The sequence below is a fragment of the Craterilacuibacter sinensis genome, from assembly GCF_009831765.1.
GTDB classification, from domain to species: Bacteria; Pseudomonadota; Gammaproteobacteria; order Burkholderiales; family Chromobacteriaceae; genus Craterilacuibacter; species Craterilacuibacter sinensis.
On record NZ_WSSB01000004.1, the window covers coordinates 211,839 to 234,028 of the forward strand.

Annotated in this window: 25 protein-coding genes and 2 tRNA genes; 13 read left to right on the top strand and 14 right to left on the bottom strand. The window is 57.7% G+C overall.

The window, feature by feature from the left end; genetic code table 11:
- Window positions 1–11: 11 nt before the first annotated feature.
- The 3 genes from GQF02_RS06155 to cutA all read right to left on the bottom strand — a co-directional run bounded on the left by GQF02_RS06155 (window position 12) and on the right by cutA (window position 696).
- A tRNA-Lys gene (locus tag GQF02_RS06155) sits at window positions 12–87 on the bottom strand.
- A gap of 26 nt (window positions 88–113) precedes the next feature.
- A tRNA-Lys gene (locus tag GQF02_RS06160) sits at window positions 114–189 on the bottom strand.
- A gap of 183 nt (window positions 190–372) precedes the next feature.
- Entirely contained in the window at window positions 373–696 is a 324-nt protein-coding gene (gene cutA, locus GQF02_RS06165) for a divalent-cation tolerance protein CutA (RefSeq protein WP_124736208.1), read from the bottom strand.
- Between the two features lie 15 nt (window positions 697–711).
- Between cutA and GQF02_RS06170 the strand changes: the two genes are divergently transcribed.
- Complete coding sequence (locus tag GQF02_RS06170; protein ID WP_124736207.1) at window positions 712–1,140, top strand: FxsA family protein; 429 nt, start codon at window positions 712–714, stop codon at window positions 1,138–1,140.
- Here the strand turns inward: GQF02_RS06170 and GQF02_RS06175 are convergent.
- Window positions 1,125–1,427, bottom strand: a complete 303-nt coding sequence (locus tag GQF02_RS06175) for a DUF167 domain-containing protein (RefSeq protein ID WP_124736206.1) — start codon at window positions 1,425–1,427, stop codon at window positions 1,125–1,127. The genes GQF02_RS06170 and GQF02_RS06175 overlap by 16 nt on opposite strands.
- A gap of 72 nt (window positions 1,428–1,499) precedes the next feature.
- Here GQF02_RS06175 and GQF02_RS06180 point away from each other — a divergent pair, with 72 nt between their 5' ends.
- Genes GQF02_RS06180 through GQF02_RS06200 form a run of 5 tightly spaced genes read left to right on the top strand, consistent with a single transcriptional unit; the run spans window position 1,500 to window position 4,178 of the window.
- Entirely contained in the window at window positions 1,500–1,964 is a 465-nt protein-coding gene (locus GQF02_RS06180) for a Dps family protein (RefSeq protein WP_124736205.1), read from the top strand.
- A gap of 45 nt (window positions 1,965–2,009) precedes the next feature.
- Window positions 2,010–2,870 (top strand): energy transducer TonB, encoded by an 861-nt coding sequence (locus GQF02_RS06185; protein WP_160795656.1) that lies wholly within the window; start codon window positions 2,010–2,012, stop codon window positions 2,868–2,870.
- Between the two features lie 14 nt (window positions 2,871–2,884).
- Window positions 2,885–3,247 (top strand): VacJ, encoded by a 363-nt coding sequence (locus tag GQF02_RS06190; RefSeq protein WP_124736203.1) that lies wholly within the window; start codon window positions 2,885–2,887, stop codon window positions 3,245–3,247.
- A 29-nt stretch (window positions 3,248–3,276) separates the two neighbouring features.
- Window positions 3,277–3,699, top strand: a complete 423-nt coding sequence (locus GQF02_RS06195; RefSeq protein WP_160795658.1) for an acyl-CoA thioesterase — start codon at window positions 3,277–3,279, stop codon at window positions 3,697–3,699.
- Window positions 3,696–4,178, top strand: a complete 483-nt coding sequence (locus GQF02_RS06200) for a TlpA disulfide reductase family protein (protein ID WP_124736201.1) — start codon at window positions 3,696–3,698, stop codon at window positions 4,176–4,178. Before GQF02_RS06195 ends, GQF02_RS06200 begins: the two co-directional genes overlap by 4 nt.
- Window positions 4,179–4,248: 70 nt before the next feature.
- Here GQF02_RS06200 and GQF02_RS06205 read toward each other — a convergent pair whose 3' ends face one another.
- The 7 genes from GQF02_RS06205 to def all read right to left on the bottom strand — a co-directional run bounded on the left by GQF02_RS06205 (window position 4,249) and on the right by def (window position 11,856).
- Complete coding sequence (locus GQF02_RS06205; protein ID WP_124736200.1) at window positions 4,249–5,517, bottom strand: sigma-54-dependent transcriptional regulator; 1,269 nt, start codon at window positions 5,515–5,517, stop codon at window positions 4,249–4,251.
- Window positions 5,517–7,628: a sensor histidine kinase gene (locus GQF02_RS06210; protein WP_160795660.1), complete on the bottom strand. Its 2,112-nt coding sequence runs from the start codon at window positions 7,626–7,628 to the stop codon at window positions 5,517–5,519. Before GQF02_RS06210 ends, GQF02_RS06205 begins: the two co-directional genes overlap by 1 nt.
- 5 nt (window positions 7,629–7,633) lie before the next feature.
- Window positions 7,634–8,224, bottom strand: a complete 591-nt coding sequence (locus GQF02_RS06215; protein WP_124736198.1) for a DUF4390 domain-containing protein — start codon at window positions 8,222–8,224, stop codon at window positions 7,634–7,636.
- Window positions 8,187–9,437 carry a 16S rRNA (cytosine(967)-C(5))-methyltransferase RsmB gene (gene rsmB / locus GQF02_RS06220; protein WP_160795663.1) on the bottom strand — a complete coding sequence of 417 codons (1,251 nt, stop codon included), beginning with the start codon at window positions 9,435–9,437 and terminating at the stop codon, window positions 8,187–8,189. The genes GQF02_RS06215 and rsmB overlap by 38 nt, the downstream gene beginning before the upstream one ends.
- 66 nt (window positions 9,438–9,503) lie before the next feature.
- Complete coding sequence (htpX, locus tag GQF02_RS06225) at window positions 9,504–10,355, bottom strand: zinc metalloprotease HtpX (protein ID WP_160795665.1); 852 nt, start codon at window positions 10,353–10,355, stop codon at window positions 9,504–9,506.
- An 11-nt stretch (window positions 10,356–10,366) separates the two neighbouring features.
- Complete coding sequence (gene fmt / locus GQF02_RS06230) at window positions 10,367–11,284, bottom strand: methionyl-tRNA formyltransferase (protein WP_160795667.1); 918 nt, start codon at window positions 11,282–11,284, stop codon at window positions 10,367–10,369.
- 68 nt (window positions 11,285–11,352) lie between these two features.
- Complete coding sequence (gene def, locus GQF02_RS06235) at window positions 11,353–11,856, bottom strand: peptide deformylase (protein WP_160795669.1); 504 nt, start codon at window positions 11,854–11,856, stop codon at window positions 11,353–11,355.
- A gap of 129 nt (window positions 11,857–11,985) precedes the next feature.
- Here def and GQF02_RS06240 point away from each other — a divergent pair, with 129 nt between their 5' ends.
- The 5 genes from GQF02_RS06240 (at window position 11,986) to GQF02_RS06260 (ending at window position 17,735) form a co-directional block, all read left to right on the top strand.
- Window positions 11,986–12,990 carry a LysM peptidoglycan-binding domain-containing protein gene (locus GQF02_RS06240; RefSeq protein ID WP_160795671.1) on the top strand — a complete coding sequence of 335 codons (1,005 nt, stop codon included), beginning with the start codon at window positions 11,986–11,988 and terminating at the stop codon, window positions 12,988–12,990.
- Entirely contained in the window at window positions 12,987–14,087 is a 1,101-nt protein-coding gene (dprA, locus tag GQF02_RS06245; protein WP_124736192.1) for a DNA-processing protein DprA, read from the top strand. Before GQF02_RS06240 ends, dprA begins: the two co-directional genes overlap by 4 nt.
- A 24-nt stretch (window positions 14,088–14,111) precedes the next feature.
- Window positions 14,112–14,561 carry a DUF494 family protein gene (locus GQF02_RS06250; RefSeq protein WP_124736191.1) on the top strand — a complete coding sequence of 150 codons (450 nt, stop codon included), beginning with the start codon at window positions 14,112–14,114 and terminating at the stop codon, window positions 14,559–14,561.
- A gap of 200 nt (window positions 14,562–14,761) precedes the next feature.
- Window positions 14,762–17,068 (top strand): type I DNA topoisomerase, encoded by a 2,307-nt coding sequence (gene topA, locus GQF02_RS06255; RefSeq protein WP_160795673.1) that lies wholly within the window; start codon window positions 14,762–14,764, stop codon window positions 17,066–17,068.
- Window positions 17,069–17,432: 364 nt separating this feature from the next.
- A complete protein-coding gene (locus GQF02_RS06260) occupies window positions 17,433–17,735 on the top strand; it encodes a hypothetical protein (protein WP_160795675.1) in 303 nt (100 codons plus the stop codon).
- On the opposite strand, the gene GQF02_RS06265 is transcribed toward GQF02_RS06260, so the two are convergent.
- A complete protein-coding gene (locus GQF02_RS06265; protein ID WP_160795677.1) occupies window positions 17,732–18,130 on the bottom strand; it encodes an HIT family protein in 399 nt (132 codons plus the stop codon). The genes GQF02_RS06260 and GQF02_RS06265 overlap by 4 nt on opposite strands.
- A gap of 145 nt (window positions 18,131–18,275) precedes the next feature.
- On the opposite strand from GQF02_RS06265, the gene GQF02_RS06270 reads away from it, so the two are divergent.
- Both GQF02_RS06270 and rquA read left to right on the top strand, forming a co-directional pair.
- Complete coding sequence (locus tag GQF02_RS06270) at window positions 18,276–19,592, top strand: hemolysin family protein (protein WP_328698594.1); 1,317 nt, start codon at window positions 18,276–18,278, stop codon at window positions 19,590–19,592.
- Between the two features lie 89 nt (window positions 19,593–19,681).
- Window positions 19,682–20,383, top strand: coding sequence for a rhodoquinone biosynthesis methyltransferase RquA (gene rquA, locus GQF02_RS06275; protein ID WP_124736187.1), 702 nt, complete (start codon window positions 19,682–19,684; stop codon window positions 20,381–20,383).
- A 62-nt stretch (window positions 20,384–20,445) separates the two neighbouring features.
- Here rquA and GQF02_RS06280 read toward each other — a convergent pair whose 3' ends face one another.
- Both GQF02_RS06280 and GQF02_RS06285 read right to left on the bottom strand, forming a co-directional pair.
- Window positions 20,446–21,231 carry a ferredoxin--NADP reductase gene (locus tag GQF02_RS06280; RefSeq protein ID WP_160795679.1) on the bottom strand — a complete coding sequence of 262 codons (786 nt, stop codon included), beginning with the start codon at window positions 21,229–21,231 and terminating at the stop codon, window positions 20,446–20,448.
- A 382-nt stretch (window positions 21,232–21,613) separates the two neighbouring features.
- Window positions 21,614–22,171, bottom strand: coding sequence for a cysteine hydrolase family protein (locus tag GQF02_RS06285; protein WP_160795681.1), 558 nt, complete (start codon window positions 22,169–22,171; stop codon window positions 21,614–21,616).
- Window positions 22,172–22,190: the final 19 nt, after the last annotated feature.

The window sequence follows — 22,190 nt, forward strand, 5'->3', positions numbered from 1 at the left end:
GTCTGATTTTTTGGTGGGGCGTGCGGGATTCGAACCTGCGACAAACGGATTAAAAGTCCGCTGCTCTACCAACTGAGCTAACGACCCCCAATAAACGCCGGGGTCTGATTTTTTGGTGGGTCGTGCGGGATTCGAACCTGCGACAAACGGATTAAAAGTCCGCTGCTCTACCAACTGAGCTAACGACCCCCGATAAAACCAGGGTTTCTTTTATGATTTACCGGCTTGCGCCAATGCCTCACAAGAGAGAACGAGACTATACCGACAGCGCGCCGTCCAGTCAACCGCTTTCGGACGAATCAGGCTTTTGGCATTCTCATTCATCTGCCGGAACCGTTGCCCCTTTTGCCTATCCAATGATGTAATGGAGTTTCAGGGGCTTGAAAGTGTTTGCTCTGTAACCCATGTAAGATAGGCGGCAAGGCCGGTTTCCAGCGGCAGGGCAATGATTTCCGGTACCTCGTACGGGTGCAGTTCGACCAGCCGGCTTTCCAGTTGTGCGTAAGCGGCGGCCGTGGTCTTGATCAATAGGGGCACTTCCTCTGCCTCTTCCATCTGGCCCTGCCAGCGGTAGACCGAACGGCAAGGTGGCAGCACATTGGCGCAGGCGGCCAGTTTTTCGCCCACAACGGCACGGGCTATATTCATGGCAATCGCCTCATTCGGCGTATTGCAGACGACAAACAGTATTTTCATCGGTGCTTCCATTTCATGCGCGCTATTTTATTGATTATTCTTGCTTACCCGTTTGTGGAAATTGCGTCTCTGGTTTATATGGCCGACAAGCTGGGTGGCGGTTTTGTTTTATTCTGGGTGTTGTGCAGTGCCCTGATCGGCATCGCCATGCTGCGCAACCAGCGCATCGGTACATTGCTGACCTTGGGCGCCTTGTTCAACCAGAAGGGTAATGTTTCAGTTTATTCGCTGCTGTGGCCGGTTCGTTACCTGCTGGCAGGGGTGCTGTTTCTGATCCCGGGCGTGATTAGCGATGTGCTGGCTATCATCCTGCTGTTGCCACTCTCCGGCCCGGGGCCCAAGGTGCGCATGCCGGATGGTGCCGCTCCTTCCGATGGCGCAATCGAAGGCGAATACACGCGGGTAGACGAGACTGTGGATCGCGACCGTCACTTGCACAAATAACCCAGCGCCATCAGCACCTCGTCCGGCGTCAGGCTGGTGCTGATTTCGATAATCTTATGGCGGCTTTTTTCACCGCTTAATAATGTGATATTGCGTTTGGGGCAATCCAGTTGTTTGGCTAGCCAGGCGATAAGTGCGCTATTGGCTTTGCCATCGACCGGTGGTGCGTTCAGGCGTATTTTCAGTGCATCACCATGTTCGCCGGCACACTCGGTTTTCTTGGCGCCGGGCTGGACATGCAGTGTCAGACGCACAGCTTGTGTGTGCTGGCTTAACCAGAGTTTCATCGCTTGCAAGACTTGCGCTCAAAAGGCGTAGTTTAGAGCACATTCCCACAGACCCCCCAAGGAGATTGACTCATGGATATCGGTATCTCGACTGAAGACCGCACTGCCATTGCACATGGCTTGTCCAAACTGATGGCGGACACCTATACGCTTTATCTGAAGACGCATAATTTCCACTGGAATGTGTCCGGCCCCATGTTCCGCACCCTGCACCTGATGTTCGAAGAACAGTACAACGAATTGTGGCTGGCGGTAGACCCGATTGCCGAGCGTATTCGCGCACTCGACCACTTCGCGCCTGGCAGCTATGGCCAGTTTGCCGCACTGACGTCCATTGCCGAAGCCGAGGGCGTACCCAAGGCTGAAGACATGATTGTCCAGCTGGTGGCCGGGCACGAGGCGGTATGCCGCACCGCGCGAGCGCTGTTCCCGCTGATCGAACAGTGTGCTGATGAAGCAACAGCCGATCTGGTGACCCAGCGTCTGCAAGTACATGAAAAGACTGCATGGATGTTGCGTAGCCTTCTGGTGCGTTAAACTGGGCGCTATGCCTATTTCTACTTTCTGCGTGCGTGCAGCCTGATGAGTGCCGTTCCGCATTTCACGCCTGCTGTGCGTATTGGCAGCGCAACTTTTATCAAGGTTGCGCTGCTGTTGTCGTTTGCCCTTCACTTGATCTTGTTGGCTTGGCCTTCGGTGTCGTTGCAGCCCTTAACTGGCAGTAGTGCCTCCATGTCCGAGCTTAAGGTCAGTCTGTTGCATAGACCCACACTGGAAAAACCGCCTGAAACCACGCGCGAACTGGCGCAGGCCGATAGCCTCGGTGGCGGCACGGCCGTGCCCGAGTCCCGGGTCATGTCGCCTGCCGAGCCCAGGCCCGCTGTCTCGGGTAGCGGAATTGCACCTGAGGGGCGTGCCCAGGCAACAGTCCGGCATGAGCGCCTGACCCGTGATCATTCAAACTATGCGATTGCCGGGAAGGGGGAGTCCCTGCCGAGTGCGGACAGCCTGTTGGCGCAAGCGCGGGAGCTGGCGGCACAGCAGCAGGGCGAGATCGGGATGCGAACTTCTTTTGACGATGCCGCTCCCAAGCGGGGCGTGTTCGGTGTGAGCGCGCGCGGGGTCGAGTGGGCGCGCTATGCCGAGGACTGGCGTCTTAAAATAGAGCGCATCGGCAAGCTGAATTATCCTGACGAGGCTCGCCGCCAGGGCCTGTTCGGCTCTCTCGTACTCAAGGCCGTGCTGGGATCTGATGGGCGCTTGCTCAGCGTCAGTATTTTACGCAGCTCAGGTCAGCCCGTGCTGGACGAGGCTGCGCTGCATATCGTGCGAATGGCCTCACCTTTTGCGCCGTTTCCTCCGGGTCTTGCCGCTAAGTTCGGCTCGCTGGAAATCGCACGCAAATGGAGCTTTAGCTCCGACAATGAACTCTCAACCCGCTGAGTCAAGGATCTCTTATGTATGAAGTAAACCGTTCGCTGGTGCTGCTGAAACCGCGCCAGCCCTTTCTTGACTGGTTGTGCGCCTTGCCCGGCAGCCAGCCGGAAGAGGTCTCGCTAGAGGCTTTACGCGCCAGCGCCAATGCCCTGCTGATCCCGCCTGCCGATGATATGGATATGGTGGCCGGCTTTATGTCCGACCGGCTGAGCATGCTGTTCGAGGCCGAGCTGGCCGATTGGTGCGCTGATGAGACGCTGTGGCCGCAGCAGCGCGACATCACCCTGTTTCAGGCCTGGTTCGATGTTGAAATCCATCCTATCGTGACCGATCTGGTGGATGAGGCGCTGGAACGCGAAGCTTTTCGCCCGTTTGATCTTTAAATAATAACAGTCGGCAAAAAGGGGAAATCATGGCACACACTACGCATATCAAGGTGCGTGGCTATCATCTGGATCTGTATAGCCACGTCAATAACGCCCGTTATCTCGAGTTTCTGGAGGAGGCGCGCTGGAGTTTTTTCGAGGATAAATCGGATCTGCCGCGTTTTATGAAGTCCGGCCTCGCCCTGATTGTGGTCAATATCAATATTGATTACCGCCATGCTGCGACCATCGGTGACGAGCTGGCGATCGAGACCTCGGTTAAATCATTAGGGAATCGCTCGGCGGTCATGCACCAGCGGGTGGTGCTGCAAGGCAGTGGCAAGCTGGTCGCCGAGGCGGATGTGACCTTTGTCGCTTTCGACAGCCGTCAGGGCAAGGCCGTAGCGATCGATGGAGAATTGCTGGCCTTGCTGCAGGGCTTGCAGGAAGATAAGGCGAGCATGGCATGAAAAAGTGGCTTGCTGTCGTTCTGGTGCTGGTCTTGGCGGGCGCGGTGGCCTGGGTTGCATTCTCCCGTCATGCTGCGCCTGAGGTGCGTTATACCACCCTGTCTGGCGAAACCCTGAGTCAGGCCGATCTCAAAGGCAAGGTGGTGCTGGTCAACTTCTGGGCAACCAGTTGCCCAGGTTGCATCGAAGAGATGCCGCATATGCAGCAGATGTATAAAGAGTATGCGGCAAAAGGCTTCGAAACCATTGCCGTGGCCATGAGTTACGATCCTCCCAACTATGTTAAAGCCTATGCCGACAAGAATACCTTGCCGTTCAAGGTAGTACTGGATGCGGATGGTGCGATTGCCAAGGCGTTCGGCGATGTGGAGCTGACACCGACCACCTTTCTGATCGACCGCGATGGCAATATCGTCAAACGCTACGTCGGTATCATGAACTTTGATGAAATCAAGCAGCTGATTGTGCAGAGTTTGTAAACCTGATTGCGCCATGCAAAAAAGCCCCCGCCTGAGAACAGACGGGGGCTTTCATTTTGGGAGCGGTGCTTTATTCTTCCAGCTGCTTGCGGGTAAAACGTACGCCCAGTTGCTTCAGCTTGCGGTAGAGGTGGGTGCGCTCCAGACCGACTTTCTGCGCGACCCGGCTCATATTGCCGTTTTCCAGCGCGATATGGTGTTCGAAGTAGCGGCGCTCCAGCTGTTCGCGTAGCTCGCGCAGCGGCAAAGTGAAATCAAAACCGCTTTCTTCCACAGGCTTATCGTGGCGAAACTGGGCCAGCACCTTGTTGACTTCGGGTGCATCGATGGCATCGGTTTCTGCGGTCAATGCCAGGCTCTTGATGATGCCTTTGAGCTGCTCCAGATTGCCCGGCCAGTTATATTGGCGCAGGGCATTCAGTGCGGAAGTGGTCAGCTTGCGTGCCGGAACCTGCTTGGACTCGATCTGCTCGGTCAGCAGCTGCTCGGCGATCAGCATGATATCTTCCGAGTGCTCGCGCAGTGGCGGGATCGGAATGATCACACTGGATAAGGCTGTCAGCAGACGGTTGTCGCATTCGGCATCGACCAGCAACTCTTGTAGCGGGCGGCTGCAGGAGCAGACCAGTCGCACATTGAAACGGTCGAGTTTGGACAGGAGAAACAGCAGGCCTTGCTGGATGCGGCGGTTGTACTGGCCGATTTCGGACAGGTAGAGCACGCCGTTATTGGCCTTTTGCAGCAGCTCCAGCGGAGCATCCGCCAGCTGCTCGGGCTTGCCTGGGGTGACCCAGGGCGCGCTGCCGTGATGGAAGAAACGGGCGACCAGCTCGAAGCCGGCTCCCGGTTCCCCGGTCAACAAGACCGGAGATTTGATTTTTGATACGCGCTCAAGCTGGCGGCGCAGTTCATGTATCGGTTCGCTCTTACCCAGCTTGTCCAGGTTGAGCGAGGTATTGGCCTGCATGTCGCCATATTTGAGGGCACGCTGTACCGTGGACAACAGCTTTTGTAATGCGATCGGCTTTTCCAGAAAGTCGAATGCGCCTATGCGAGTGGCCTCGACCGCGGTATCTATGCTGGCATGGCCGGACATCATAATGACCGGCATATTGAGCTGGCCGGATTTTCCCCATTCTTTGAGCAGGGTTACGCCATCACAATCCGGCATCCAGATATCGAGCAGGACCAGCGCGGGACGGGTCTGATTTCTGAGCTGACGCGCTACTTCTGCGTTTTCGGCGACGGCCACGGTATATCCTTCGTCCTGCAGGATTTCCGATAGCAATTCGCGGATACCGACCTCATCGTCAACAATCAAAATATCGCTGCTACGCATTAATTCTCCAACAAGGGCAAAGCGATCAGAATGCGGGCGCCACCGGTGTCGGCGTTGGCCAAGGTAATCTGACCATGGTGCTCTTCAATAATCTTTTTGACGACGGCAAGGCCAAGTCCCGTGCCCTTGGTCTTGCTTGTCACGTAGGGCTCGAATGCACGAGTCAGAATATCGGCGGCAAAGCCTGAACCATTGTCTTCTATGACGATTCGAGCCTGCCGCTCTTCGTTACGACTGCTAATGTGAATGATTGGCATGCCAACGTCAAGTGTCGCATCTCGCGCATTCAATAGCAGGTTATGCAGAACCTGTCTGAGCAAAGCCTCATCCCCCATGATCTTTAACGGTTTAGCCGCAAGATCCAGACTGATTGGGGTGCTGCCTTCGTACAGGGTCAGTACCGCCCGTACGACCTCGTTCAGATCCAGCGGTACCAGTTTCGTACGCGGGGCGCGGGCATAGTCGCGAAAAGCATCGACCATGCCTTTGAGTGCGGCAACCTGCTTGATGATGGTATCGGTTGCCCGGGCCAAGAGGTCGGCATCCGCCCCCTCCAGCTTGGGAGAGAGCTTCATGGCCATGCGTTCGGCCGAGAGCTGGATCGGGGTTAGCGGGTTGCGGATTTCATGCGCCAGCCGCTTGGCAACCTCGCCCCAGGCGGCATCGCGCTGGGCGCGAGCCAGTTCGGTAATGTCATCGAACACGGCGACATAGCCCCCGTCGGAGCGTTCGGGCAGGCGTGAAACGCGTACCAGCAAAGTGCGCTTGCCCTGGGTGTGAGCGTATTCGATCTGGCGTTGCCAGTCATTATGCGTGCTGCTGCCTTCGCCATAGATGACATCTATTAGCGGTGTCAGTGCGGGGGCCTGGCGTGACCACTCGGGCAGGGCATAGGGGGCCAGTTCGGCAAAGTCCTGTCCCAGAATCCGCCCTGCGCTGCTGTTGGCTGCACGCAGATGGCCTTGCTGATCAAAGGCGATGACGCCTGCTGTCAGGTTGGCCAGAATGCTCTCCAGATAGAGCTTGCTGTTTTGTAACTGGTGGCGGCTTTCTTCGGCAGTCTGGCGCGCCTCTTCCAGTTGCTGGGTCATGCGGTTGAACATCGAGGTGAGTATGCCCAGCTCGTCACGCCGGTATACCGGATGGCGTTTGGAAAAGTCCCCCTGTGCCACGGCGCGGGTGCCGGCTGCCAGTTCGGACAGCGGGGCCGACATGCGTTCGGAAAAATACAGGGCGAAGGCCAGCGCCGCAGTGATGGCCAGCAAAAAGACCAGCAGCAGAGTCAGGGTGTAGAAGGTTTTCAGTCCATCCCGCCCCAAAAGCAGCTGACTGTATTCGGTACGCGCATCTTCGATCAGGTCGGCATCGCGGGCAATCGTCGCAGGAGCCGGCTGCAGTATCTGCAGTATCTGTAGTGCGCCGGTGTCGTAATTACGGTAGCTGAGCAGCACTTTCAGCATGATGTTGCCGTCACGGCTGGTCTCTATGCTTTGCAACGGCTCGCGCAGCTTAAGGGGGCGAATCTGGGCTGCGGATGGCAGTTCGGGCAGGTAGCTTGTGCTGTCCGGCCCGGCAAAACTGATCAGCCGGCCATTGCGGTCAAAGACGGAGACTTCCTGTACGCCCATTTGTTCGCGCAAGCGCGACAAGCGCAAGGAGACGGTGTCATCCGGCTGATCGGCAATTTCATTGCTGATGACGCGCGCCTTGCGCGACAGGTCGGACAGAACATAACCCAGTGCATTGCGCCCCAGATCCAGCCCCCTGTCCAGCGCATTTTCTACCCGCACATTGAACCAGCTCTCGATACTGCGGTTCAGGAACTGCGCCGACACGGTAAAAACCAGCATGCCCGGCACTAGCGCAGCGATGGTGAACATCACCACCATTTTCTGCATCAGCTTGGCGCCGAATACCCGGGTCTTGACCCGGCGGCGCAGGCGCAGCACCTGACGCACCACCACGGCAATCAGGCCCACTAGCAGCAGGCTGTTCAGGGCAAAGACCAGCCAGTAGTAGCTGGAGAGTGACGAGGTATTGCCAGTGGCAATGGCAAGCAGATACAGCAGGACGATGGCCACGATGGCGATAGCAACGATGGAAGATCGCATGCGGCTTATTTCCTGTTGAATTTGACGTCTATCCAGTCAGACGCCAGCGTCCAGTCGCGTGAGCCAAAGGCATTGAGCTGAAATGGTCTGGGCAGGGCGCCGATGTCCAGCGACAGGCGTACGCGTCCGGCCAGACGGCGCGTTTCGCTGTTGTCCCAGTCCGACACATCCAGTACCGTCCAGCTGCTGATATTGCCGACTGCGCGCAAGGCCTCATCCAGCGTGGCATAGTGGGTCGAGAGCGAGCCTATGCTGACACGGTAGCGGTTGGTGAAACGGTAATAGCTGAGACGGAAGTCCAGCGTCGCCATCGGCTCGAACCAGTCGCGCAAGGTCGTGTAATAGGCGTAGGCGCGCGGCCGGGTCAAATCGAACTCCAGCTTGAAGGTCAACGGGACGCCCTGCTGCAGGGCCTCGCCCAGGTCCGGAGGCAAGTCGGTGACAAAGTGGGTGGCAAGTTGCAGCTTGCCGTCGCTGATCTCGGCCTCGGCTTTTTGAGCCCGGATGTCGTCAGCCAATACAGGCGCAGCAAGGCTGCAGGCAAGCAGCAGGCCTAGGCTAAGTTTTTTCAACCAGTGCGTAATAGAAGCCGTCATGGTCTGGGCAAGGTAGTAGCTGTTCTGCGTTCACCAGGCGGGCGTCGGCGTGGCGGGCGAGAAAGGCCGTCAGTTGCTGGCCATTTTCTTCCGGCATAATCGAGCATGTAGCGTATAGCATTTTGCCGCCACTGGCGAGCAGCGGCCATAGCGCATCCACCAGTTGCTGCTGCTGGGTGGCCAGTTCGGCAAAGTCGCCGGGACGGCGTAGCCATTTGATATCGGGGTGGCGGCGCACCACGCCGGAGGCGGTGCAGGGTACATCGGCCAGAATGCGGTCGAAGGGCTTGCCGTCCCACCAGGTGTCGGGTTGGCCTGCATTGCCGGCGATCACTTTGGCCGGGAGTCTGAGGCGTGCAAGGTTGTCGTGCACACGCAGCAAGCGGCTTTCGTCCACATCCAGCGCGGTGACGTCGATGTCGTTCAGCTCAAGCATATGACAAGTCTTGCCGCCAGGAGCGGCGCAGGCATCCAGTACCCGCATACCGTCAGCCAGATCCAGCATGGGCGCGGCTTGTTGTGCGCCAAAATCCTGCACTGAAAATTCACCCTCGGCAAAGCCGGGCAATTCACGCACAGGTACCGGCCGGGCCAGGCGGATGGCGTGACTGCCCAGTAAGGTGCCACTCATGCCTGCCTGTTCCAGCTTGGCCATATACTGACTGGCATCACCCTGCCGGGCATTGATGCGTAGCGTCATGGGCGGGTGGGTGTTGCTGGCCAGCAGTACGGCCTGCCAGTCTTGCGGATAGGCACGGCGCAGGCTGCGTATCCACCACGCCGGGTGGTTGTAATGTGCTTCTTCATTGCCGGTGCTGCTTTGGCGCAGCTCCTGTTCGCGGCGCTGGAAATTGCGCAATACGCCATTGACCAGTCCCTTGAGGCGGCCACCGGCGATATGGCCGGCATGCTTGACCGCATGGTCGACTACCGCATAAGGCGCGGCGCGGGTATAGGCCAGCTGATAGAGGGCGACCAGCAGCAGGCGCTCCAGCACCGGGTAGGGCAGCGGCTTGGGAACCAGTGTGCGCAGCCAGTAGTTCAACTCGCCCTTGTGGCGTAGCACGCCATAGCTGATGTCCTGGATCGCGCCGCGGGTCGATGTGGAAATATCGGCTTCTGCGCGTAGCAAGCGTGCCAGTGCTTCGGTTAGCGTACGGCCGTTATCGACCTGTTCGACCACTTGTGCGGCCATTTCCTGCGTGCGATGCATGATGTTCTCTTTAATTTCACCGGCTACAGAAAGGCTGGAGCCGGTGTTGGTGTTTGCCCGTCGCTGTCAGTACCCGCGCGCCATGGCATTCAGTCGTGCGATCCGCTCTTCGGTCAGCGGGTGGGTGCGGAACAGACTGTCCATGCCCATGCCGGAGAGCGGATTGATGATCATCATTTGTGCGGTTTCCGGATGTGCTTCGGCTAAGGGTAGCGGAATGCCGCGTGCGACATGTTCTATCTTGGCCAGCGCCGCAGCCAGCGCCAGCGGGTCGCCGGAAATCTCGGCACCGCCCTGATCGGCATCGAACTCGCGCGAGCGCGAAATCGCCATCTGGATCAGGCTGGCGGCTAAGGGGGCCAGCAGGGCGAGCAGCATCGCGGCCAGCGGGTTGACCGCGCGGCCCTCGCTGTTGCGTCCGCCGAAAAACAGCGCAAAGTTGGCCAGTGCCGAAATCGCCCCCGCCATGCTGGCCGAAAGGGTCGAGATCAGCGTGTCCCGGTGTCTGACATGCGCCAGTTCGTGTGCCATTACGCCGCGCAACTCACGATAGTCGAGAACGCGCATGATGCCAGTGGTAGCGGCCACGGCGGCATGCTCCGGGTCGCGGCCGGTGGCGAAGGCATTGGGCTGGTCTTCGTGGATCACATAAACGCGCGGCATCGGCATTTGGGCGCGTGCGGCAAGCTCGGCCACCATGCCGTAGAACTCGGGTGCGCTGTTTGCATCGACTTCTTGTGCGTTATACATGCGTAACACCGCCTGATCCGAATTCCACCAGGCGTAGAAGTTCATCGCGCCGCCCAGCATGAGCGCCAGCAGCATGCCGCTCTTGCCGCCCAAAAGCGCACCGATCATGCCGAACAAGGCGATGATGGCGGCCATCAGCAAGGTGGTTTTCAGCCAGTTTTCCGTCATGCTTCGACCCCTCAGGCGCCAAGTTGCACGCCGACAAGGTTGCGCCCGGCGGCAAACTCGCGTGCGGGCAGGCGCTTGCCGCCTGCCGCCTGCAGCGTGGTCAGTACCACCAGCCCTTCCGTGCTGCCGACAATAATGCCGTCGGCGGATACCTCGACGACGAGGCCGGGTGTCGCCGAGCCTGCCATGGTGTGGGCCATCCACAGCTTGAGTGGCTCGCCCTGCAGCAAGGTATGGGCACCCGGTGCCGGGTTGTAAGCGCGAATGGCGCGGGCGATGGTGCTTGCATCCTGTTGCCAGTTGACGCGGGCTTCTTCCTTATTAAGCTTCTGTGCGTAGCTCACGCCTTCTTCCGGCTGTACGACAGCCGTGAGTCCGGGCAGCGTGGCCAGCGTTTCTACAATGGCCCGCGCACCCAGCGCCGACAGTTTGTCGTGCAGGCTGATTGCCGTTTCCTCGTGGCTGATGCTCAAGGGATAGATGGAAAGCATGGCCCCGGTGTCCAGCCCTGCATCCATCTGCATGATGGTGATGCCAGTTTCGCCATCATTCGCCAGAATGGCGCGCTGGATAGGCGCCGCACCACGCCAGCGTGGCAGCAGCGAAGCGTGGATATTCAGGCAGCCAAGTGCCGGAATATCGAGCACGGCTTGTGGCAGGATCAGGCCGTAGGCGGCCACCACCATTAATTCGGCACCGATGTCGCGCAACATCTGTTGCGCCTCTTCGTTTTTCAGGCTGGACGGCTGCTCGACGCGCAGACCATGTGAGAGCGCCAGTTGCTTGACCGGGCTGGGCTTGAGCTTCATGCCGCGTCCGGCCGGCCGGTCGGGCTGGGTCAGTACCAGGGCTATCTCGTGGCCGGCGGCAATCAGGGCATCCAGCGCCGCAGCGGCAAACTCGGGTGTACCGGCGAAAATCAGCTTCATGACTCAAGTCCTTTAAATGACAAGGGACACGGCATGGCGTGTCCCGTGGGGCGTATGCACCGGCCCGTTTACATATTGTGTTTGTCGCGTTTTTTCAGCTTGGTCAGAATGCGGCCCTGCTTGAGCTTGGACAGGTATTCGACAAAGACTTTGCCGTCCAGATGGTCGATTTCGTGCTGGATGCAGATAGCCAGCAAACCGTCGGCGTCCAGTTCAAAGGCTTGGCCATTGCTGTCCAGCGCGCGCACTTTGACCCGCTCGGCGCGTGTGACCTTGTCGTAAATGCCGGGAACCGACAGACAGCCTTCTTCATAGACGGTTTCACCGTGATACTCGATGATTTCCGGATTGATAAAGGCGGTCAGGCCACTTTTGTCTTCGCTGGTATCGATCACCACGATACGCTGGTGTACATCGACTTGTGTGGCGGCCAGACCGATGCCACGGCTGGCATACATGGTCTCGGCCATATCGTCGATCAGGGTCTTGATCGTGCGGTCTACCGATTTGACCGGCTGTGCCACCGTATGCAGACGCTCGTCCGGGTATTGCAAAATAGTGAGAAGTGCCATGGCTAACTAATTCCAGATTGTCTGATGCTTATTGCGCGCACAATAATAGGGGTATTATCCCGTTTGCAAAATAATTACACGACGCGCCCGCTGATAGGCGCCGGTGCCGTTTATATGGGGGCATTATCCATGTTTCAACGCATTATACCGCTACTCCTGGGTTTGAGCTTCGCCGGCATGGTGCAGGCCGATACGCTCAAGCTGCGCGATGACGCGCCTGCGCGCTATGTGGTCAAGCGTGGTGACACCTTGTGGGCTATTTCCGGGCGCTATCTGTCCAGCCCGTGGCGCTGGCCGCAGTTGTGGCAAATGAACCGCAGTGAAATACGTGATCCGCACTGGATTTATCCGGGCGATGTGCTGGTACTGGACAGGGCAACGGGTAAATTGCACCTGGAAAAAGGGCAGCGTGTGGTGAAATTGTCACCTCAGATTCGGGTGGAAGACTCGGATGCTATCCGCTCGATTCCGGCTGCACGCATTGCTGCCTTGCTCAAGCGTCCGCTGGTCGTGGAACAGGCCGAGTTTACTGCTGCGCCACGCATTATTGCTGGCGCTGACGACAGGGTGGTGTTGGCGCAAGGCAACACCGCTTATTCGCAGCCACTGGACAGTGCCGGTGTATGGCAGGCATTTCGTGCCGGCAAGGAGCTGAAGGACCCGGACAGCAAGGAAAGCTTGGGCTTCGAAGTGATTTATGGCGGTGATCTGGCGGTGACTGATCTTGGGACGACGGTCAGCACCTTGCAGGTGAAAAGCAGTGTCGAAGAAATTGCCATTGGTGACCGTCTGATCAAGTACCAGACAGTGCCGGTGCTTAATTATGTGCCGCATGAAGCCCCGGCTGCCATGGGCGGCAAGGTGGTGTCGATTTACGGTGGTGTCGCCGATGCGGCGCAATACTCCAGTGTCGTGATCAATCGGGGCGCACGTGATGGCGCCGAGCTGGGTTATGTGTTTGGCGTCTATAAGAAGCCGCGCAGCGTGAAGGTCGACGGCAAGGAAGTGACTTTGCCTGCGCCTGAAATTTCACAGCTGTTTGTTTACCGCGTATTCGACAAGGTGTCCTACGGTTTGTTGCTGGACACGACTCAGGCCGTCAATGTCGGCGATACGCTGGGCCAGCCTGAATGAGTGAGGCGCTGGCAGACTGGACGGCGCTGGCGTTGACGCCGGGCATAGGCCCGTCCAGTTTTTTGCGCCTGCTTGCCTGCTTCGGTAGTGCCTCGATCGCAGTGCGTGAAAGCCGCAGCTCACTCGCGGTCTGTCTGGATGCCAGGCAGCTGGATAGCTGGTTTTCCGGTGAAGGGCAGCGCGCAGCCGATGCGGCGCTGGCATGGGCGCAGGGGGCCGGCTGCAGCTTGCTGACCCTGAATGATGACGACTATCCGACGCGGCTGGCCGAGTCAGACTCACCGCCGCCTTTATTGTTTGCCCGTGGCCGGCGCGAACTTTTGGCGCAGGACATGCTGGCCATCGTCGGCAGCCGCAGGGCGACGCCGCAAGGATTGCAGACGGCTAGGCTGTTTGCGCAAAAATTGGGTGAGCAGGGCTATACCATCGTCAGCGGCCTGGCATCCGGCATCGATGCGGCCGCGCACGAAGGCGCGCTGGCGACGCCCGCGTCCAGCATTGCCGTAATCGGCACCGGCATAGACCGTGTCTATCCATCATCCAATCGCGCCCTGGCGCATCGTCTGGCCGAACATGGCCTGATTTTGTCCGAGTTTGCGCTGGGTACGGGGCCGCTGGCGGGGCATTTCCCGCAGCGCAACCGCATCCTTGCCGGTCTGGCGCGTGGCTGTCTGGTGGTGGAGGCGACGCTGGACTCCGGCTCGCTGATCACGGCGCGCCTGTCGCTGGAGTCCGGGCGTGAAGTGATGGCCGTGCCCGGCTCCATCCTGAGCCCTCAGTCGCGTGGCTGCCACCGTCTGATCAAGCAGGGCGCGAGGCTGGTGGAAACCGTAGACGATATTCTGGAGGAGGTCGGCACGGCGATGCCTGCCGATACTCAGGTAGCGGAGCTTGCCGCCGAACCGGATGTTGCCTCGGCGGACGATCCTGAGATTGAGGCTTTATTGGCGGAAATGGGCTATGACGCGGTAGCGCTGGATACCTTGCTTGCCCGTCTTAGGTTGACGGCAGAGGCGATTTACCCGATGCTTCTCGAGCTTGAAATACAGGGTAGGGTCGCCAGCCTGCCTGGTGGCTGTTACCAGCGCCTGCGCTGACTCTGCCTCTCTCGAAAGCCCTTGATGTTTGATGTTCTGACTTTTCTTTTTGAGCAATACGATGACCCTGCATCCCGTCCCGAACGGGAGCATTTGACGCGCCAGCTGGAAGCCGCCGGCTTCGAGGACGATGAAATCGTCGATGCACTCGACTGGCTGGAGGGGATGAACCCCGAACCGTTTATGGGCGTCAATGCCGGCTCCGGTCTGCGTTTTTATAGCGAAGACGAGCAGGAGCGGCTGAGCGTAGAAGTGCGTGGATTTATCCAGTTTCTCGAAGACAACCAGGCTTTGACGCCGGCGCAGCGCGAACTGGTGATAGATCGTTTGCTGGCGCTGGATGCGGATGATGTAAACCCGGTGGTGACAAGGCTGGTGGCTTTGCTGGTGTTGTGGAGCCAGCAGGCCGAGCTGCCGGTATTAATGGGGGAAGAACTACTGGCTGCCGTGCATGGCGATCCGACCATGCAGTAAGCGCTTAGTTGAGCCGCCATGCAAGGTTTTTGCCATGGGCAACTTGCGGGTGGCGGCTTGATGGGCTTACCATCGCCCCCCGCTTGGCATGGCCAGCGATGTGATTCAAGAGCGCAGGCATAACGGGTGCTCTTGTTTTGTTTGATGGATACCGGATGTGTTCGCCCGCATAAAGACGGGTAAAGAAAGCCGATTCTGACATGCCTTCTAGCCTCTTGATCGTCGAGTCGCCATCCAAGGCGAAGACGCTGAAAAAATATCTGGGCGGGGACTTCGAAGTCCTCGCCTCCTACGGCCATGTGCGAGACCTGGTGCCCAAGAATGGCGCGGTCGACCCGGAAAAGGGTTTCGCGATGAAGTATCAGCTCATCGCGCGTAACAGCAAGCATGTAGATGCCATCGTCGCCGCGGTACGCGAGGCCGATAATATCTATCTGGCCACTGACCCGGACCGCGAAGGCGAGGCGATTTCCTGGCATCTGGTCGAGATTCTGGCCGGCAAAAAGCTGCTAAAGGGCAAGACCGTGCAGCGCGTGGTGTTCCACGAAATTACCAAAAATGCGGTGCTGGATGCGATTGCCCACCCGCGTGAAATTGCACAGGATCTGGTCGATGCGCAGCAGGCGCGTCGTGCGCTGGACTATCTGGTTGGCTTCAATCTGTCGCCTCTGCTGTGGAAAAAAATCCGTCGCGGCCTGAGTGCCGGTCGGGTGCAAAGCCCAGCGCTGCGCCTGATTTGCGAGCGCGAGAACGAAATCAAGGCATTTACCGAACAGGAATACTGGTCGGTACATCTGGATAGCCACAAGGGGCGCACCAAATTCGGTGCCAAGCTGTCGCAGCTGGACGGGGCGCGTCTGGATCAGTTTGCCATGCCTAGCGATGCGGCCCAGGCCGAGGTGCTGGCGCGTCTGGTTGATCAACCTGCCGTAGTGTCGGCAATCGAGAAGAAAAAGAAGACGCGCAATCCGGCTGCACCGTTTACCACTTCGACGCTGCAGCAGGAGGCCGTGCGCAAGCTGGGTATGACCACCGATCGCGCCATGCGTACCGCACAGCAGCTGTATGAGGGTGTGGATAGCGGGCAGGGCACAACTGGCCTGATTACCTATATGCGTACCGACTCGGTGGCGCTGGCGGCAGAGGCGGTGACCGAGATCCGCCACTATATCGAGCACAAGTTCGAGGGCGAGTTTCTGCCCAAGAATCCGGTGATGTTCAAAAACAAGGCAAAAAATGCGCAGGAAGCGCACGAAGCCATCCGGCCGACTTCGATCTACCGCTCGCCGGAGGCGCTCAAGCCCTTCCTGACGACCGATCAGTTCAAGTTGTACGACATGATCTGGAAGCGCACGCTGGCGTGCCAGATGGCACCGGCCAAGTTTGATACCACCAGTGTCGATATCCAGGTTGGACCCGGTGTCTTCCGCGCCAGCGGCCAGGTTCAGGTGTTTGCCGGCTTCCTCGCCGTATACGAGGAAGATGTGGATGACGCCGAGGACGAAGACAATGCCAAGTTGCCGGTGTTGGCCGAGGGCGATGTGCTGCCGGTAGACAAGCTCTACGGCGAGCAGCATTTTACCCAGCCGCCGCCGCGCTTCTCCGAAGCCAGCCTGGTGAAGGCGCTGGAAGAGTTCGGTATTGGCCGTCCGTCGACCTACGCCAGCATTATTTCTACGCTGAAGGACCGTGAGTATGTGGTGCTGGACAAGAAGCGCTTCATGCCGACCGATACCGGCGAGATCGTCAACAAGTTCCTGACCGAGCATTTCAGCCCGTACGTCGACTACAACTTCACGGCCAAGCTGGAAAACCAGCTGGATGAAATTGCCAGCGGTGACCGGCAGTGGGTGCCGGTAATGGACACCTTCTGGAAGGGGTTCCACAAGCAACTGGTGGAAAAAGAAGGCATTTCGCGCGAGTCCATTACCACGGAAGCACTGGACGAGGCCTGTCCAAAGTGCGGCAAGCCGCTGAATATCCGCTTCGGCAAGCGCGGTCGGTTTATTGGTTGCACCGGCTATCCCGAGTGCGACTACACTCGCGATCTGCATGAGAGTGCCGAGGATGCCGCCGAGCCGGAAGCTCCGGAAATCATTGAAGGCCGGGTCTGCCCCAAGGATGGTGGTCAACTGGTGGTGAAAAAGGGACGTTACGGCAAGTTTATCGGCTGTGCCAACTACCCGAAGTGCAAGCACATTGAGCCGCTGGAAAAGCCCAAGGAAACGGGTGTCGAGTGTCCTGAGTGCAAACAGGGGCAGCTGATCGAGCGCAAGAGCCGTTACGGCAAGCTGTTTTATTCGTGCAATCGCTATCCGGACTGCAAGTACGCGACCTGGAATCCGCCGGTTGCCGAACCTTGCCCCAAGTGCAACTGGCCTATCCTGACCATCAAGGTCACCAAGCGTCGTGGTACCGAGAAGGTGTGTCCGCAGAAGGAGTGCGGTTACGCTGAGCAGATTGCGCCTCCTGAAGCCAAGGCCGAGCCGGTCGAGTCTGCTGAATAAAGAGGCAGAACCTTCGCTGTAAAAATGCCGCCTAGTGCGGCATTTTTTGCGTCGGCCCGCTATTTGATGCGTACGGAATCCGTATTCGCCCGAATTCATTCAGAACACGGATGAAGAAGCACCTATATTGGCAACACGGGAGTCGTTATCCCGTTTTAAAGAGCCGGATTCATTCCGGCCATTACGGTACCTTAGACGGACCGGAATGCCTTAGGGCTAAAAACGCCGCCGAGTCTGGCGGCGTTTTTCATTGAGTGTTCATGGTGTCTTGTGATCGGAGTCCAGCATGCTTATGGGCAGCCGTTTTTTCCTGACCGGATCGGCCGTATTGACCCTGATGTTTTTTTTGTCCGGGGCTTGGGTCATGTTACCGATACCTTTTTTTATTATGCTGTTCGGTATTTACTGGGCAGAACAGGAGCAGATTAACGAACTCGACAGCATGACGATCGCGATGCTGGTGCCGGCACCGGTGCATGACATGTTGCTGCCCGAGCAGTTTGCCGGGCGCCAGTTGCTGTTTTATCAGGCTGGCAGCCCGGTTTATCGCGAGTTATGGGCCGGGAAAGTCTGCTGGGTATTGGTCGGTGCGCAGAAGGCCGGTGATGAGGTTCCGGCCTTCGATCATATCTTGGTCTTTCCCGGCTTTATCTATCAGCGCGTCTAGCTTGTCAGGGCCAAGCGCAGTTGTGCGGCAAGATCCGGCACTATCCGGCTCTTGCCCGCGCGCTGGGATGTCGCCCAGATGGGCGCGGGGAAGTGGGCATCGTCGCTAAAGCGTGGGATGACATGCCAGTGCAGATGCGGCACGACATTGCCCAGACTTGCCAGATTGATCTTGTCCGGTTGCATGACGACTCTGAGTGCCCGCTCGCAGCGCAGCACCCAGTCCAGCAGGTAGCGGCTGTCTGCGACATCCAGATCGCTCATTTCCTTGATGTGTTCCTTCCAGATGACCCGGCAAAATCCGGGATAGTGCGGGTCATCCACCAGAATGATGTACAGTTTTTCATCCTGATACAGAATATCAAGCCCGCTTGGGGCGCATAGTTCACATTGCATAGTCTTGACTCCGTTGCTTTTGTGCTTGAATTGTACGCATGCCAACGGCGCAGGGGCGAGCTTTGCTATACTCTTTCCGGCTTGCGGATGCGTTCTCTCTATATCCAATGAGTTTTTGCACCGTATCAAGATTGAGGTGAAGCTTGTGAGTCTGTTGAACAATATTGCCGTGATTGCGTTGCTGATAGTGGTAAGCGCATTTTTTTCCATCTCCGAAATTTCCCTTGCTGCCTCGCGCAAAATGCGCCTGACAGTCATGGCCGATGAGGGTAATGCCAATGCCGAGCGCGTGTTGCGCCTGCAGGAGCAGCCTGGCCATTTCTTTACCGTGGTGCAGATCGGTCTGAACGCAGTTGCCATTCTGGGCGGTATTCTGGGCGAGGCCGCCTTTACGCCGACGTTTACCATGCTGTTCCGTCTGTTTTCTAGCGGAGCATGGGTGGAGACCGTGAGTTTTCTCTGTTCTTTTGCCTTGGTGACCTCGCTGTTTATTCTGCTGGCGGATCTGGTGCCCAAGCGTATCGGTATGAGCTCGCCAGAGCGTGTCGCAGTGCGCGTGGTACGTCCCATGTTGTTCTGCGTGAAAGTTCTGTTGCCGCTGGTCTGGGCATTTAACGGACTGGCGAATGCTATTTTCCGTCTGCTGGGTCTGCCGCTGATACGCAAGGATGTGATTACCTCGGCCGATATTTTTGCCGTGGTAGATGCCGGTGCCGAAGCCGGGGTGCTGCACAAGAACGAGCATCAGGTTATCGAAAACATTTTCGAGCTGGAAAACCGCGCCGTGCCTTCATCGATGACGCAGCGCGAGAGCATTGTGTTTTTCAAGCTGGATGAATCGGAAGACAGCATCAAGCAGAAGATTGCCGAGCAGCCGCATTCAAAATTCCTGGTGTGCGATAGCTCGATAGACAGCGTGATCGGTTACGCCGAATCCAAGGAAATCCTGCGTCGCCTGATTTCCGGCAGCAAGATGTCGCTGAAAGAGGCGGGCATGATCAAGAATGTGCTGATGATTCCCGATACGCTGTCCTTGTCCGAGGTGCTGGAGCGTTTCAAGAGTACGCGTGAAGATTTTGCGGTCATCTTTAATGAGTACGCGTTGGTCGTTGGCGTCATTACGCTGAATGACGTGATGAGTACGGTGATGGGCGACCTGGTCGGGCAGAATATTGAAGAGCAGATCATCAAGCGCGATGACAGTTCATGGCTGGTGGATGGCATGACGCCGGTTGAAGATGTACTGCGTGCATTATCTATCGATCATCTGCCTGGCGATGAAAACTACGAAACCGTGGCCGGCTTTTTGATGTATATGCTGCGCAAGATTCCGAAGCGCACCGACTGCGTGGTATGGGAGGGCTACAAGTTCGAGGTGGTCGACATCGACAACCACAAGATCGACCAGATTCTGGTTACGCGTCAGGCCGATACTGCTCAGCTTACTGAAACTGCTATTTAATACCCAGCCAACAATTGTTTGGCTTGGCTCAATAAAAATATTATCAGGTTCTGATATTTTTTATGCATGACTAGCCCCGGAGTGTTTTGATGAGCACCAATCCTCCCCGCCGTACGCGGGCGACCTATTACGAGGGCGTGCCCGACTATATGACCGAGGTGTATGACTGGGCTTATGTCAATCCGGTCAAAGCCGGTCTGTTAGACCGCAATATCGTGGTCAGCACTTTATTGTTCATGAATGACCAGCGCCTGATGCGCCGTTATCTCGAGCGTATCCGTCCGGGCTCGCGAGTGTGGCAAGTGGCGCATGTATATGGCGATCTGGTGCAGCGTGCTGCCGACAAGGTGGGGCCAGACGGCCATTTCACGCTGACCGATATTACGCCGGTACAGATCGAGCACAGCCTGAACAAGCTGGCTGATCGGCCGCAGGCCGAAGTAATCCGTGCCGATGCCTCGACCTGGCAAGGCGATGCACCCTTCGATCTGGTATGCAGCTTCTTCCTGTTGCACGAGGTGCCGGAAGCGCTCAAGACGGCCATCGTCGACAATATGCTGAGTCAGGTGGCAGAGGATGGCGAACTGGTGTTTGTGGATTACCACGGGCCGAAAGCCTGGCAACCGATAGGCTGGCTGTTGAAGTATGTAAACCGTTGGCTGGAGCCGTTTGCCGAGGCCTTGTGGCATAAGGAGATCAGCGCCTACGCCACGCGCAAGGATGAGTTTGTGTGGGGGAAGGAAACCATTTTTGGCGGCGTATACCAGATCGTGCGCGTCAAACGCCGTTAAGCGACCGATTTATGGAAAAAGGCTGACCTTGTGTCAGCCTTTTTTGCGTCGGTAAATGGCGATTACTTTTCGACGAAGGCGCGCTCGATGGCGTAATGGCCAGGCTCACCCATGCGCGGGCTTTCGATATAACCCATGCCGTCGAGGATATGGCACAGATCGTCCAGCATCATCGGGCTGCCGCAGATCAGCACGCGGTCGTTTTCCGGGCACATCTGGGGCAGGCCGATGTCGGCAGCGAGCTTGCCCGAGGTGATCAAATCGGTCAGCCGGCCCTGATTGCGGAACGGCTCGCGGGTGACGGTCGGGTAGTAAATCAGCTTCTCGCGCACCATTTCGCCGAAATACTCGTTGTTTGGCAGCTCTTCGGTGATGAACTGCTCATAGGCCAGTTCGTTTTTGTAGCGCACGCCATGGGTGAGGATCACCTTGTCGTAGCGCTCATAGACATCCGGGTCCTGAATAATGGACATGAAAGGCGCGAGGCCGGTGCCGGTGGAGAGCAGATACAGATTCTTGCCCGGCAGCAGATTGTCCTGTACCAGCGTGCCGGTCGGCTTGCGGCTGACGAGGACGGTATCGCCTTCTTTCAGGTGCTGCAGACGCGAGGTCAGCGGGCCATCCTGTACCTTGATGCTGAAGAATTCCAGGTCTTCGGTGTAGTTGGCGCTGGCGATCGAATAGGCGCGCATCAGCGGCTTGCCGTTCACTTCCAGTCCTATCATCACGAACTGGCCATTGATAAAACGCAGACTTTCGTCGCGGGTGCAGGTGAACGAGAACAGGGTGTCGTTCCAGTGGCGGACGCTGAGCACGCGCTCGGCAGTCATATTGGCGGGAATGGCCATGCGAAGCTTACTCTCTTGGTTGTTGGTTCCGGCTATTGCATCCGTGCCAAGCCTTGGTCTCGGCATGTTAGTGGGCTGCATCGTTGGCTGGAACGATTTGTTTTCGCTGAGTTTATGATTTTAGGTTATTTGGTGTCTATCGTTCAGATCATTCGTCTCTATAAAGCGAGATGTGATCATTGCAGTGCAGCATAGAATATGCCTCAAAATGCTGTTTGACTACCGTCAAATTGTGCTCATTTTATCTGAACGATGGTTCGCGCTGGCAAGCGGCGGTCTTTGTTTTAGAGCAAAGTGGCAATGAGCCGCCTTACTTAGCCTTTTTCGCGCCACCATTTTCTGATCTGCTCTCCGGATACATGCTCAGGCGCGGCCACCGTATTCAGTCGTTGCCGGATAATGCGGCCAGCTGATGCAGCGGCATGACCCTGACCGGATGAACGGGCGTATCCAGATTGGCCCACAGCCAGTTATGGTGGGCGATAACCTGCTCACCACCAAGGTGAGGCCTGTCTTTGCTGGTGTGCGCATCGGCAATCACGGTTACCGCATAGCCTTGCATGGCGGCGCTGCGTACGGTGCTGTCCAGACAAAAATCACTGGCGTAACCGGCCAGCCATAAGTTATCGATAGCCAGCTGTTCCAGTGTCGCCTTGAGTGCAGTCTGGCAAAAGGCGTCGGATGCACGCTTGCGTATGACCTTATCTATCGGCTGGCGCGCCAGTGCCTCATGCAGTTGCCAGGCATGGCTTCCTGCGGCCAGCGGGCTGTCGGGCGGGCCATCGTGCTGCACGAAGAGGATGGGCATGGCGCGTGTACGCGCCAGAGCGATGGCGGCATTGAGTTGCACCAGGATCTGTGGGGCGCGTATGGCTGCCGGCGGGCCATCGATCAGTCCTTGCTGGACATCGATGATCAGTAGTGCGGTGTGCGGGGGCACGATGATGTTCCTTAAGGAA

What these genes read in the sequence shown, in the direction of transcription:
- cutA (WP_124736208.1), bottom strand. Translation starts at nt 696, where the DNA reads ATGAAAATACTGTTTGTCGTCTGCAATACGCCGAATGAGGCGATTGCC.
- GQF02_RS06170 (WP_124736207.1), top strand. Translation starts at nt 712, where the DNA reads ATGCGCGCTATTTTATTGATTATTCTTGCTTACCCGTTTGTGGAAATT.
- GQF02_RS06175 (WP_124736206.1), bottom strand. Translation starts at nt 1,427, where the DNA reads ATGAAACTCTGGTTAAGCCAGCACACACAAGCTGTGCGTCTGACACTG.
- GQF02_RS06180 (WP_124736205.1), top strand. Translation starts at nt 1,500, where the DNA reads ATGGATATCGGTATCTCGACTGAAGACCGCACTGCCATTGCACATGGC.
- GQF02_RS06185 (WP_160795656.1), top strand. Translation starts at nt 2,010, where the DNA reads ATGAGTGCCGTTCCGCATTTCACGCCTGCTGTGCGTATTGGCAGCGCA.
- GQF02_RS06190 (WP_124736203.1), top strand. Translation starts at nt 2,885, where the DNA reads ATGTATGAAGTAAACCGTTCGCTGGTGCTGCTGAAACCGCGCCAGCCC.
- GQF02_RS06195 (WP_160795658.1), top strand. Translation starts at nt 3,277, where the DNA reads ATGGCACACACTACGCATATCAAGGTGCGTGGCTATCATCTGGATCTG.
- GQF02_RS06200 (WP_124736201.1), top strand. Translation starts at nt 3,696, where the DNA reads ATGAAAAAGTGGCTTGCTGTCGTTCTGGTGCTGGTCTTGGCGGGCGCG.
- GQF02_RS06205 (WP_124736200.1), bottom strand. Translation starts at nt 5,517, where the DNA reads ATGCGTAGCAGCGATATTTTGATTGTTGACGATGAGGTCGGTATCCGC.
- GQF02_RS06210 (WP_160795660.1), bottom strand. Translation starts at nt 7,628, where the DNA reads ATGCGATCTTCCATCGTTGCTATCGCCATCGTGGCCATCGTCCTGCTG.
- GQF02_RS06215 (WP_124736198.1), bottom strand. Translation starts at nt 8,224, where the DNA reads ATGACGGCTTCTATTACGCACTGGTTGAAAAAACTTAGCCTAGGCCTG.
- rsmB (WP_160795663.1), bottom strand. Translation starts at nt 9,437, where the DNA reads ATGCATCGCACGCAGGAAATGGCCGCACAAGTGGTCGAACAGGTCGAT.
- htpX (WP_160795665.1), bottom strand. Translation starts at nt 10,355, where the DNA reads ATGACGGAAAACTGGCTGAAAACCACCTTGCTGATGGCCGCCATCATC.
- fmt (WP_160795667.1), bottom strand. Translation starts at nt 11,284, where the DNA reads ATGAAGCTGATTTTCGCCGGTACACCCGAGTTTGCCGCTGCGGCGCTG.
- def (WP_160795669.1), bottom strand. Translation starts at nt 11,856, where the DNA reads ATGGCACTTCTCACTATTTTGCAATACCCGGACGAGCGTCTGCATACG.
- GQF02_RS06240 (WP_160795671.1), top strand. Translation starts at nt 11,986, where the DNA reads ATGTTTCAACGCATTATACCGCTACTCCTGGGTTTGAGCTTCGCCGGC.
- dprA (WP_124736192.1), top strand. Translation starts at nt 12,987, where the DNA reads ATGAGTGAGGCGCTGGCAGACTGGACGGCGCTGGCGTTGACGCCGGGC.
- GQF02_RS06250 (WP_124736191.1), top strand. Translation starts at nt 14,112, where the DNA reads ATGTTTGATGTTCTGACTTTTCTTTTTGAGCAATACGATGACCCTGCA.
- topA (WP_160795673.1), top strand. Translation starts at nt 14,762, where the DNA reads ATGCCTTCTAGCCTCTTGATCGTCGAGTCGCCATCCAAGGCGAAGACG.
- GQF02_RS06260 (WP_160795675.1), top strand. Translation starts at nt 17,433, where the DNA reads ATGTTACCGATACCTTTTTTTATTATGCTGTTCGGTATTTACTGGGCA.
- GQF02_RS06265 (WP_160795677.1), bottom strand. Translation starts at nt 18,130, where the DNA reads ATGCAATGTGAACTATGCGCCCCAAGCGGGCTTGATATTCTGTATCAG.
- rquA (WP_124736187.1), top strand. Translation starts at nt 19,682, where the DNA reads ATGAGCACCAATCCTCCCCGCCGTACGCGGGCGACCTATTACGAGGGC.
- GQF02_RS06280 (WP_160795679.1), bottom strand. Translation starts at nt 21,231, where the DNA reads ATGGCCATTCCCGCCAATATGACTGCCGAGCGCGTGCTCAGCGTCCGC.